This window comes from Planktothrix sp. FACHB-1355 (assembly GCF_014748295.1).
GTDB classification, from domain to species: domain Bacteria; phylum Cyanobacteriota; class Cyanobacteriia; order Cyanobacteriales; family Aerosakkonemataceae; genus Aerosakkonema; species Aerosakkonema funiforme_A.
In genome coordinates, this window is the sequence record NZ_JACJUP010000009.1 from 18,863 (window position 1) to 30,545 (window position 11,683).

At 41.0% G+C, this 11,683-nt stretch carries 14 protein-coding genes; 10 read left to right on the plus strand and 4 right to left on the minus strand.

What is annotated here, in order from left to right; genetic code table 11:
* The first annotated feature begins 22 nt into the window (after window positions 1-22).
* Window positions 23-178 (plus strand): hypothetical protein, encoded by a 156-nt coding sequence (locus H6S82_RS01580; protein WP_190464102.1) that lies wholly within the window; start codon window positions 23-25, stop codon window positions 176-178.
* 47 nt (window positions 179-225) lie between these two features.
* Window positions 226-681, plus strand: a complete 456-nt coding sequence (locus H6S82_RS01585; RefSeq protein ID WP_190464103.1) for a DUF29 domain-containing protein — start codon at window positions 226-228, stop codon at window positions 679-681.
* On the opposite strand, the gene H6S82_RS01590 is transcribed toward H6S82_RS01585, so the two are convergent.
* The 3 genes from H6S82_RS01590 to H6S82_RS01600 all read right to left on the minus strand — a co-directional run bounded on the left by H6S82_RS01590 (window position 667) and on the right by H6S82_RS01600 (window position 4,532).
* Window positions 667-1,248, minus strand: a complete 582-nt coding sequence (locus H6S82_RS01590; RefSeq protein WP_190464104.1) for a hypothetical protein — start codon at window positions 1,246-1,248, stop codon at window positions 667-669. The two genes, H6S82_RS01585 and H6S82_RS01590, sit on opposite strands and share 15 nt — an antisense overlap.
* An 18-nt stretch (window positions 1,249-1,266) precedes the next feature.
* On the minus strand, window positions 1,267-3,114 hold the full coding sequence (locus H6S82_RS01595; protein ID WP_190464105.1) for an ABC transporter ATP-binding protein: 1,848 nt from the start codon (window positions 3,112-3,114) through the stop codon (window positions 1,267-1,269).
* A gap of 536 nt (window positions 3,115-3,650) precedes the next feature.
* A complete protein-coding gene (locus tag H6S82_RS01600) occupies window positions 3,651-4,532 on the minus strand; it encodes an SDR family oxidoreductase (protein WP_190464106.1) in 882 nt (293 codons plus the stop codon).
* A 104-nt stretch (window positions 4,533-4,636) separates the two neighbouring features.
* Between H6S82_RS01600 and H6S82_RS01605 the strand changes: the two genes are divergently transcribed.
* The 3 genes from H6S82_RS01605 to H6S82_RS01615 all read left to right on the plus strand — a co-directional run bounded on the left by H6S82_RS01605 (window position 4,637) and on the right by H6S82_RS01615 (window position 6,443).
* Window positions 4,637-5,431, plus strand: a complete 795-nt coding sequence (locus H6S82_RS01605) for an inositol monophosphatase family protein (RefSeq protein ID WP_190464107.1) — start codon at window positions 4,637-4,639, stop codon at window positions 5,429-5,431.
* Between the two features lie 51 nt (window positions 5,432-5,482).
* Window positions 5,483-5,935 carry a thioesterase family protein gene (locus tag H6S82_RS01610; protein WP_190464108.1) on the plus strand — a complete coding sequence of 151 codons (453 nt, stop codon included), beginning with the start codon at window positions 5,483-5,485 and terminating at the stop codon, window positions 5,933-5,935.
* Window positions 5,936-6,005: 70 nt separating this feature from the next.
* The gene (locus H6S82_RS01615) at window positions 6,006-6,443 is read left to right on the plus strand and encodes a DUF4112 domain-containing protein (protein WP_190464109.1); all 438 of its coding nucleotides are present in this window, start codon (window positions 6,006-6,008) and stop codon (window positions 6,441-6,443) included.
* A 92-nt stretch (window positions 6,444-6,535) separates the two neighbouring features.
* Here the strand turns inward: H6S82_RS01615 and H6S82_RS01620 are convergent, their stop codons facing one another.
* Window positions 6,536-6,748 (minus strand): hypothetical protein, encoded by a 213-nt coding sequence (locus H6S82_RS01620; protein ID WP_190464110.1) that lies wholly within the window; start codon window positions 6,746-6,748, stop codon window positions 6,536-6,538.
* A 325-nt stretch (window positions 6,749-7,073) separates the two neighbouring features.
* On the opposite strand from H6S82_RS01620, the gene H6S82_RS01625 reads away from it, so the two are divergent.
* From H6S82_RS01625 to H6S82_RS01645, 5 genes are all read left to right on the plus strand, one after another.
* The gene (locus H6S82_RS01625; RefSeq protein ID WP_190464111.1) at window positions 7,074-7,526 is read left to right on the plus strand and encodes an ABA4-like family protein; all 453 of its coding nucleotides are present in this window, start codon (window positions 7,074-7,076) and stop codon (window positions 7,524-7,526) included.
* A 15-nt stretch (window positions 7,527-7,541) separates the two neighbouring features.
* Window positions 7,542-8,990 (plus strand): ATP-binding protein, encoded by a 1,449-nt coding sequence (locus H6S82_RS01630; RefSeq protein ID WP_190464112.1) that lies wholly within the window; start codon window positions 7,542-7,544, stop codon window positions 8,988-8,990.
* Between the two features lie 40 nt (window positions 8,991-9,030).
* Entirely contained in the window at window positions 9,031-9,624 is a 594-nt protein-coding gene (locus H6S82_RS01635) for a Uma2 family endonuclease (RefSeq protein ID WP_190464113.1), read from the plus strand.
* A gap of 646 nt (window positions 9,625-10,270) precedes the next feature.
* A complete protein-coding gene (locus H6S82_RS01640; RefSeq protein ID WP_199315229.1) occupies window positions 10,271-11,014 on the plus strand; it encodes an NYN domain-containing protein in 744 nt (247 codons plus the stop codon).
* Window positions 11,015-11,106: 92 nt separating this feature from the next.
* On the plus strand, window positions 11,107-11,683 hold a 577-nt coding region (locus H6S82_RS01645; protein WP_242056764.1), incomplete at its 3' end, for a ribonuclease III domain-containing protein.

Below are 11,683 nucleotides of genomic sequence, written 5' to 3' on the forward strand. Positions count from 1 at the left end.
GCGAATCGATCGGAGAATTTCTATGACAGCTTCTACATTAGAACTGGAAGTTAACGGGTATGTTGAAATCGAGCGATCGCAGGTTTTACCAACTTTAGATATAGAACTCCTGGCTCGCTGCATTAATTTATCCAACCAGTTCAAGCAGTCAATAAATTTCGGCAAGGAATTAATGTAGCTAGCTGAAACTCAATTTAAAGGATTTAAAAACATTTAAGCAAATGTATGCCGCAGCAATCGCAACTAACAACAACTCAAACTTTATATAACGAAGATTATTACCTTTGGATTAAGACGACGATAAACCAACTTCGTACTGGTCATTTTTCAGTTGTAGATATAGATAACTTGATTGAAGAGTTGGAAAGTACGGGTAGGAACGAAAAGCAAAGAATTAAAAGTTTATTGATTCGACTTATAGAACATTTATTGAAGCTTAAATATTGGAATGCAGAACGAGAGCGTAATGAAGGTCACTGGAGGGGAGAAATTAGGGCATTTCGTAGAGAAATTAAGGAGCGACTGAAAGATAGTCCCAGTCTTAAGACTTACATCTTAGAAATTTTTGATGAGTGTTACGAGGAAGCAAGAGCAGAAGCTAGCGATCGAACAAAATTGGCGATCGATACATTTCCGGTAAAACCAATTAATTCTTTGGAACAAATTTTAGAGGAGATGTAATTGTTTGACTAATTCTAACCAATGGCCAATTCCTTTTCTTGTTGGTTGTCCCGTGGCAGTGAATGTCCAAATCTCTCTTTTGTGTTGCGGGCCATAACTGATGTGAATCGGTCGATCGACACCGTAATAATACAAAGAATCAAACGGCAGCTTTTGTGATATGATCCAATCGATGATGCGATCGCTGCCCTCCCCAACAATCAGAAAATCGCAAGCAGCGCCTAATCTTTGGCAATAATATTTACCGTTTTTATTGATTTCATGAGCCATGTGCTGATCGATATCGGGCGCAACTCGACCGTTTTTTTGCCCCGTCTCCGGGTCTTTCTTATCTAGATATTTCTTCAAATCTTTCGAGCAAAATCCATAAGTCAGACGAAACTTATCGATGCCAAAAAAGTCAATAATTGGCTCTATAATAAAGCGATTTAAATCTTGCAGCGCTGTCAGCGTTTCTTCTCCATTTTGCGGATAAGGATCGATTTGAGAGGCATACTTATTATAAGTATTGCTACAAGTACAAAACTTCTCAATAGTTAAGTATTTTCCGAGTTTTATTTCTGCCATCACTTCTCGCTATTCAAACTAAAATTTGTATTGTTCCACTTGCATATTCCAAAGAGTTGCGTACTCACCTCCCTTTTCCAAAAGTTGCTCGTGAGTTCCTTCTTCAATTAGTTTACCAGCTTTTAATACGAGAATGCGATCGGCCATTTTAACCGAAGCCAAACGATGGGTAACTAAAATCGCTGTCTTACCGCGAACTAAGTCAAAAAAATGACTGTAAATTTCATACTCGCTGCGGGGGTCTAACGCCGCTGTCGGCTCATCTAAAATCAGAATTTGCGAACCTTCCTCTCGCACAAAAGCTCGCGCTAAAGCTAACTTTTGCCACTCACCCCCAGAAAGTTCCGTGCCGCCAAACTGCTTACCTAACAAAGTAAAATATTGCTCTGGCAAACTTTCAACTTTATCTGCAATTCCCGATTTTTCAGCAGCTTTTTTTAATCGCTCTAAATCGTCCATAGCTTCAATATCGCCTAATGAGATATTTTCTGCTATTGTGAGTGAATAGCGACAAAAGTCTTGAAACAGCACACCAATTTGCCGCCGCCATACAGCAATATCGAAATTTTTGAGACTTTCTCCATCTACCGAAATATTTCCACCAGTAGGATCGTATAACCTCGCTAACAGTTTAACTAATGTAGTTTTACCCGCGCCGTTTTCACCGACCAAAGCGACTATTTCTCCAGGGTGTAGGGTAAAAGAAATTCCCGCCAAAGCAAGCCTGCCATCTGGATAAGCAAAGTTCACATTTTCAAAAACAATTCCTGACTCGATCGGGTAGGGTACAGGTTTAGCAGGAATAGTCACGGACATGGTATTCTTGCTTATCAAGAATTTGAAAAAACGTTCCATAAAAAGGAGCGTTTCTTGCAGAATGAAACAATTATGTAATAAGTAAGTGAGGTTTTGTTGGATATAAGCTAAAGATTGAATAAAAAGCATCACGCTTCCTGGCGTAAGTTTGCCAGTAAAAGCTTGTTGCACTACTGAATAAAAAGCAAAGGCATTTCCCGCTGCGCTTAAAGCCGCAAAACCGCTAAAAGCAAAAGCTTGTTTACCCCGCAAACGACGCATGGTTTGATATTTATCTTGAAAAGCTTCTAAATAACGTTGGGTAAATAGGGAACCGAGTCCAAAAAGACGCACTTCTTTAGCGTAGGTATCTGTCAGCAGCAATGATGCGTAATACTGCATCCGACGAGCTTGGGGACTTTTTTGAGAAAGTGCTTGCCAAGCATCCCATTGGATTTTGAAAGACACGTAAGTTTGCGGCAAAGATGTTGCTAAAATTAATAAAGGTATCCACCAACCCAGGGGAGATACTAAAACCAACATACTGATAATGGTAAATAGTTCGGGAATGCCTTCAGTCAGGACACTTAATAAATAGCGCGGTTGATAAGCCGACTGTTCTTGAATTATTTGTAATTCATCGTAAAAATGGGAATCTTCAAACCGATTTATATCAACAAAGCTATTAGCTTTTAACATAATTTTCAAGTTGAGGTCGGCAATCAGCTTTTCGCTAATATTACGATGAGCTAGTTCTACCCAAGGTGGAAGGAGACTTTCTAAAAAAATTGTTCCCACCCAAAGCGAAACAAGGCTCCCTAGAGTCCAAAAATTATATTCTTTTACCGAACTCAAGATATCTGCTACTGTGTCTACAACTTGTTTGTTAATCCAAACAGCTATAGCTGGTATGAAACTTTGCAACAAAAGAGCGATCGCCAGAAATATAGTTTCTCTTGGCGCTGCTTTCCATAACAGGGGTATGGAACGGCAGAAAATTTTAGCGTAGTTGCATATCAGGTAAACTGTTTTTTTGAGTCTGGTGATTAAATTATTAGCCCACGAACCCATAATTGGCTATTCCATACTTGCTATGCTAAGTTAGCATAGACTTACGCAAAGAAACCGGGGTTTCTCTAAAATAGATATGTACGAAGAAACCTGCTTGATAGCCTGGGCGTGCGTAAGTTCTGTATCAGTTTAATTTTGTGCAATCTAGCTGGATGTGATTTTAAGCCGATCGCAAGCAGACTCACTGGCTTTCTTTATCTAAAAAAAATATTCAAAGCCTTGCTGAGTAAGGCTTTGAATATTTTTTTAGCTTATGAGCATCCTAAATAAAGAAGACCTGCTTACTGGTCAAGATTACTAGGCTTGTTCGAGTTGTCATCCTCTTGAGTCGGCTTCTTGAGGTTTCTTTGCGCTTCTAGCTCCTGTAGAGCCTTGTAAATCCACAGCTTTGATAGCTCAATAGTACTAATGCGATCGGGAATAGTTGACATACTTTAATAAAGGTGACTAACTCTATCTTTAAGAATAGTAAACCCAAAAGTATTCTTCATGAAGATATATACCTAAAAAATGAATTTTTTTGTACCCCGACACTTTTACAATTGGGCGAAAAGAGAACCCCAGTCAATGACGGCGGGTCTTGGGCCTTTATTAATCAACTCAAATACCTTTCTTTCTGTTCGCGGGTGGTAGAGCGATTCTACGCAAGCAGCCGCCACATCAATGCGGCTGCTGTCACCAGATAGAGTATCGCCAGTAGCGATCGCAATCCCTAACTTCCCACCCGTGTTGGCTTTTAGCAATGTGTTCAAGTCGTAAGAGGTATATGGGCCATCAATCAGGCGTCCCGGTCGAATAATGGTGTAGGGTAATTGCGATCGAATTATGGCTTGTTCTCCCTTAAGTTTGGCGTCCAAAACGCCAAAAGCATTAAGCAAGCTGAACGGGAATTTTTCTCTGCGTTCGATACCGCACGAGGAGACAAAAACGAAGCGTTGCAGATGGGATGGTGCCGCAGCGACGAGATTGCTAACACCTTCGCGATCAACTTTTTCAGGACTGTTCTTCGCTTTACTAAGGCGATATTCACTATTAAAATAAATTTGACTCCATTCCAGGAATTGTTCGATGGGATTTCCTGAAGAGGAAATATCGAAATCCCATCTCTGGGAAGGAAAAGCTGTTGTGCCGGTACAACAAATAATGTGGGTGATATCCGCCATTGCCTGTGACAGGGTATCGGGATAGCGGGTGTCTCCAAGTGCAATTTCCACGCGGTTTTCAAACATTTTTTGAGCTTTCTGGGAACTGCGGGTGAGGACGCGCACTGTTGCTCCTTTTTCCAGCAATTTACCGACCGTCAGTTGGCCAACGCCGCCTGTTGCTCCCGCAACCAATACTCGAAAGGACACAGCTGTATTTTTCCACGTTATGAGGTATTCTTTCTCAGCGTAATACAACCAAGGATAGTTTGGCATAGCCTGACCCACAAACGCTCGGCTGCTGAGGATGACTGCTAAGGGAGTAACTCCAGTACAATACTCTTACAAGCGATCGTCACTGCAAAAACTCACAGCTTTTTATGAAGAATACATATTCAGAAGAGTTAGATTATGCTTCGCAAATCATCAAAGAAGCTGGCTACTTATATATAAAGCAGCCACAAGCACCAGCCGACATATATATGAAAGGTGAATACGATGTAGTGACTTCTACTGATTATGCGATCGAGTCATTCATAATTGATAAATTATCTAAAAATTTCCCAGGCGACAAAATTTTATCGGAAGAATCCTACACCGAGTTACTAACGGATGAGAGGACGTGGGTAATCGACCCTTTAGATGGAACTAATAACTATGCCAGAAAAATCCCCACTTACGGTATCCAAATAGCTCTCTTAATTAAAAAACAACCTGTTATCGCTGCCATCTATTTGCCCGAACTTGAGGAAATGTATACTGCCCATGTCAATAACGGCAGTTATTTGAACGGTAGGAAAATATCTGTCAATTCATCTGTGGAATTAAATCAAGCTGTTATTTCAATGGGCGATTTCAGTAAAAATGGAGATAGAGTTGAAAAAAATCGGATTAGATTGTTGGGGATAGCAAAAATTGCTAATCGTATAGCTCAATTAAAAATGTGGGGTGCTGCCTGTTACGATTTGGCTTCTTTGGCTGTTGGTAGAACAGATGCCTACTTGGTTTATTCCTACGATCTATGGGATGTGATGCCGGGATATTTAATTGCGAAGGAAGCGGGTGCAATATTTGCTCAACTTACAGGTGAGCCTTTTGATGTAAGTGCTACAACTACGATCGGGGCGTCTAATCCTGAACTGATGAATGCTTTGTTAAAATTGCTCAAACTTTAATTAAACTGTTTTTAGGAAACATACTGAGAAGGATAAATTCAAAGGGAAATTATGCAGAAATTCACCACACAATTACGGGTGCGACACTACGAAATGGATGCTCTCGGTCACGTTAACAATGCCGTTTACCAACATTACTTGGAACAGGCGGGGATAGAACATACCGAAGACATGGGTTTTACAGTCGATCGCTACCGCGAGTTAGGTGGAGTATTCGTAATGCGGCGTCTGGAAATTGACTATCTGCGTCCTGCGGTAGCTGGCGATACATTAGAAATTACTACTTGGTTGCAAGAAATACGCGGTTCCCGCGCCATCCGACGTTACGAACTTCGCATTTTAGGAAAAGAAGATTTAGTGGTGAAAGCAGAAGCAACCTGGGTCTGGGTAAACTTGGCAACGATGCGCCCAAAAGCTATTCCTCCTGTTATGTTAGAAGCCTTCCTAGCTACTAAGCCACCTTCACTTACCGAATCGGTAAAAGCAATAGATAAAGGAGAATAAATTATTGTTTTAAATAATTCCTACTTTAGGTACAAGACTAACGAAAGTCTGTGGTGCAAAAATTGAAAATATGAACAATCTCGAACGTCTTGTAACTTTAAATCGCATCCGTAAATTCAGCCGCCTGATGGATAGCGCTTTCCGCATCCCAGTGATAGGCTTTCGGTTTGGATTAGATCCAATTATCGGTTTAATTCCCGGTCTTGGAGATATTGTCAGTACAGCCTTTTCTGCTTACATTATTTATTTGGCTGCGCGTTTCGGCTTACCGCCTGAAATTATGTACAAAATGATATTAAATATCGGTTTGGAAGCTGTAGTGGGTGCGGTTCCTCTGGTAGGCGATTTGTTCGATGCCTATTTTAAATCGAATATCCGCAACTTAGAGCTTTTAGAGAAACATCTGATGGTAGTCGAGCCAGAAATTATTGAAAAAAGCCCTCCTACTATTACCGATCGAGTTTCGTCAGATGGCGATCGCAGCATCTATCAAGAAGTTAATTCTTAGCTGCAAAGTTAGCCCCCGATCGCAAGTAGTTTAATTATTTTAATCGCCGTAGGTAGTAGGTATTGATAAAAATTATCGTTAATACCTACTATCTAATACCTATTATTGAGGAAGAGTACGATCGCAATACCGAGGTTTAAAAACCAAGGCGCACAAACCAGAAACCAAACGATACTTATACCAATAATCACAAGCGCGAATACGCCCAGAATTTCTGCGGTCGGTCGCTCTACGTTTGTGTGCATAAAAGTCCAAAAGGTGGTGATTGCCAGCAAGGGGGGAATAAATAAGTTAGCTAGAACCATTGCGGTTATCTCCTTTGTGAGTATCTATGGGTATAGAACAGCTAGTCAGCTTAGCTGCCGGTAGGTATATTATGGCTTATAGCCTCTTTTCCACCGATCCCCTGTGATATGATTCACAGGAAAATCTTGATTTACGCATCACACTATGCTGTCTAGCGTGGGATGGTTTCCACCTCCTACTCTAAGTTCACCCAATAGGATGAAATTTTAGTCTTTATCGGGCGTAAACGCAATCCTCAGCGGCACTAAAATCCCTATGTTGGCCCAGCGCTAAGGACTGTCGTTGGATCTGAGTAAGATATAAACGATCCCTCTGTTATCCGTGATGATGGTAAATCAACTATTTAGTGCGGCTAATCTCTTCGTTTTGCCCTTTTGGGCTTTGATGATTCTGCTACCAAACTGGGGCGTCACACGCAAGGTGATGGAATATTATATACCTTTTGTGGTATTGGCTGGACTGTATTTGTATTTGCTCTTCGGTTCGATTACACCGGAATCGGCGCAAGCTTTAGCTAATCCTCAGTTGGCTGATATCGCCCGCTTCTTTGCAGATGAGAATGCAGCAGCAGTTGGGTGGGTTCACTTTCTGGTGATGGATTTGTTTGTGGGGCGCTGGATTTACTGGGAAGGGCAAAAAACAGGAGTTTTTACGACTCATTCGATCGTACTTAGCTTATTCGCTGGCCCATTAGGATTGCTCTCTCACATTTTCACCAGTTGGATAACCCAGAAATTTTTCTCCCCCAAAGAATCTGAGTCTACAACTGCTGTTTAGTAGGTAGGGTGGGCGATGCCCACCAAAAAACTTCTCAAAGCCGTGGTGATAAAAACAAAACAATTTCAGGGATGGCGGAAATTATTCTTCGGAATCCGTACCCGCGTTCTAGTTTGGTATCTGATACTGATGGCTGCATCGGGTGCTATCTCTATACTAGCTGTCCGTCAAGTTCTCTCGGTACGTTTAGAAGAACGAGGTAAAAAAGTTCTCGTTCGAGAGGTAAAGCAATTTCAGCAATTAGTAAAAGAATGTCAGGGAAATAATTGCAAAGTTTCTACTTTATTTGACACTTTTTTATCTCGTCAGATTCCCTCTGACGGAGAATTTATTATCGGTTTAATGAACGGGAAAATTTACAAATCCAGTCCCGCTGCTTTGCCTGAATCACTTCGACATAATCAGAGTTTATTAAAACGTTGGGGACAACTAAACCGCCGCGAAAAAGGTGAGCTAGTCACGGCAAATGATACTATACGTTATTTGGCCGAACCCGTTATCATTGGGGGGAAAGTTCGGGGAGTGTTTGTTGTCATTCATTCAATGTATGAGGATTTGGAAAAGGTAAATGAAGTAACGGCTGTCATATTTTTCGTGACATTAATTTTATTAGGTGTTACTTCGGCTTTGACTTGGACTGTTGCAGGAAGAGTGTTAGTTCCTTTGCGCTTAGTTACAGCGACTGCTCGATCGATTAGCGAGTCGGACTTGACTGGACGCATTCCCCTACAGGGTGCGGATGAAATTGCGGAACTGACGGTTACGTTTAATGAAATGTTAGAACGGCTGGAGGCTGCTTTTACAAGTCAGCGCAATTTTATTAATGATGCTGGGCATGAATTGCGAACGCCTATTACTATTATACGCGGTCATTTGGAATTGTTGGGAGATGACCCGGAAGAACAAAGGGAAACGATCGATCTGGTGATGGATGAATTGGATCGAATGAATCGTTTGGTTAATGATTTGTTGTTGTTAGCAAAAGCGGAACGTACTGATTTTTTGAGCTTGGAGACGTTGGAAGTGGCAACGTTAACTGAAGAATTATTTGTCAAAGCTTTAGCTTTAGGGGATCGAAATTGGCAGTTGGAATCTAAAGCATCTGGTGAAATTTTAGCCGATCGTCAGCGTTTGACCCAAGCAATTATGAATTTGGCTCAAAATGCAGTTCAACATACCAAAGAAAATGATGCGATCGCTCTCGGTTCATCTTTCAAAAATGGCGATATTTGTTTCTGGGTTCGCGATACTGGGGAAGGAATTGCCGCGAGCGATCGCGATCGTATTTTCGAGCGTTTTGCGCGTGTTGCTAACAGTCGCCGACGTTCCGAAGGCTATGGTTTGGGGTTGGCAATTGTGAAAGCGATCGCAGACGCACACGGCGGAAAAGTTGAGTTAGAAAGTCAATTAGGAAAAGGTTCTATTTTTACATTAATTATACCAATAAAAACCTACTTATGCTAAAATGTAAATAACATTAATGCGTGCTTGGAAGGAAAATAAAATGAGTAGAACTCAGGCTAAGCCTAAGCGTTTTACGCTGGATGAATATCACAAGCTGACAGAAATTGGATTTTTCCATGAAGACGATCGAATTGAGTTAATTAAGGGAGAAATTATTGAGATGGCAGCAAAAGGTACGGCTCACGAAACTTGTCTGAGAAAATTGTGGAAAGAACTACCAATACTGGTGGGAGACAGAGGAACTTTACAATCTCAGGCTCCGATTATTTTACCGCCTAACAGCGAACCAGAACCAGATTTTGCGATTCTCCAAAACCGTCCTGATGACTATTTATCGGCTCATCCAAGTCCATCTGATGTGTTGCTGGTAATGGAAATTTCAGATTCTACTTTAAAGTACGATCGAGAAGTGAAATTGTCCTTATATGCTGAGGCGGGTATATCTGATTATTGGATATTTAATTTATTCGATAATCAGTTGGAAGCTCACAGCGAACCTTTTCAGAATAGTCAAGGAAATTTTGGTTATCATAATAGGCGGATTGTTTTACCAAATCAGATAATTGCGTTACCTTGTTTTCCCGATTTATCTTTGGATTTAAGTAGAGTATTTCCGCAAAAATTGAATGGTTAAATTAACTCAAAGTGGAAAGAAACCCGGTTTCTTAGAGAAACCGGGTTTCTGGGAGCAGCGATCGAAAAAATAAATTTGACTATATCCTTGACACCCAACTGGGTTTGTGCTATCTCTGAAAAAGATAGCTAAAAGATCCACAAACACATTTGATGTTGGTTGCGGCCTCAGCTGCAAGGATGGTGAGATCCGGCCAAGGGTCGGCCTAACCGATTGCACGATTACTCGTGCCAAGTGGCGGAAAATTGATTGAGGAAACCTGAAGAGGGATGATATTGTCTGCGACTGCATCGTATTTTCAAGAATTTAACATGGCGCATAGGTCATGGGTAAAACTACCTGTGTCTTATGCGCTTTGTGATTTGCTTGGGAATAGAGATGCGATCGCAGATAGTACCATCTCTCTCCATGTTTCCTCAATCAATTTTCCGCCACTTGACACGAGTAATCGTGCAATCGGTTAAGCCGACCCTTGGCCGGATCTCATCATCCTTACGGCTGAGACTTTGACCAGATAAATGTGTAGGTTGCAAGTTTTGCAATATGGGATATCTTATTTTTTGTAAGTTCCCTGTACAAGGTTTGTTGCAGCTAGATGTGCGATTTCTTGATGCTGTCCAGTCCAATAATTACTGGAGAAATCAAGATGAAACCTTCTGTTTCCCTCTATGCCGATTATCAGAATGTTCACTTAAGTGAATATTTAGGCATTTTATTGCTAGCATTTGCTAAATCAATAGGGCGTTTGATTGATGCAAAAGTCTACTATAATTCATTGTGTCCAAACCAGGCTTTTGTAATGGATAACCTAAAAATTCCTGGAGTTAAAGGTTTTAATGTTCCCTGTTCTTTAAAGAACAGCGCAGACAATCAATTGATCGCTGACTGTATTAAGGATGCCCATACTTTCTCTCCAGACATAGTTATTTTAGTTTCAGGAGATGGAGACTTTGCATACTTAGTAAGTAATCTGCAAAAATTAGGCATAAAAGTGATAATCTTTGCTCTACGAGGTAATGTAAAACAAAAGATGATTGAGCTTGCTGATGAATTCCACTTTATAGATGAATTAGCTGATTTAGTTGGGAAAAAAACTCAGCCTCAAATAGATACCACTTTGTCTATTATCGGTTACAATGAAGCTATAGAGTGTCTGCTTGAAGCTATCAAGACTGCGCCAACCAAAGGTCAGCTTACGCGATTTCCCATAATTGACAAATTGATGCGTCAGCTTTTTTCCCAGTATCAGGGAGCAAAGTCTATCCGTACACCTGATGGAAAGACATTTTCAAAGTTTTCAAAGTTTGTTAAAGCTGCGGCAAAGGATGGGAAGGTGCGAATTGACGAACAACAAGTGTTTTTAATTGAGCAATACAAAGCTGCTGCCTAAAGTTCCTAACCTTCTGCTTCCTATACCTCTCAGAAACCCGGTTTCTCCGAGAAACCGGGTTTCTCCACGACCTTCATTATTGGCGTTTTTTGATGACTACCAACTTAACAACGATACCCGCTGAAAGCGATAATACTTCTACGGATTATATGCAGTTAATTAACCCACCGAAAGGAGAGACACAATTGGAAGCAAAAATCCCCACCTTCAACAATGAAAAATTATTGCGCCAAGCCCTTACGCATCGTTCTTACGTCAACGATAATCCTGGCGAAGGAGAAGAAAATAACGAACGTTTAGAGTTTTTGGGTGATGCGTTGCTAAATTTTTTGAGTGGGGATTATCTCTATCGTCTTTACCCAGAAATGTCCGAAGATCAAATGACCCGTCGGCGTGCAGCTTTGGTAGATGAAAAGCAGTTAGCAAGGTTTGCGATCGAGCTTGGATTAGACTTGAGAATGCGATTGGGTATAGGTACAATTAAAGAGGGAGGTTTTACCAATCGAAATTTGCTCAGTAGCACCTTTGAAGCTTTTGTTGGTGCTTACTATCTGGATAACAATTGTGACATTGAGCCAGTCCGCGTTTTTATCAAAAAGCTGTTTAATTCCGTACCTGAAAGTGTAGTAGTTTCTCGCTCGAATGTAGATGCTAAAAATCAGTTTCAGC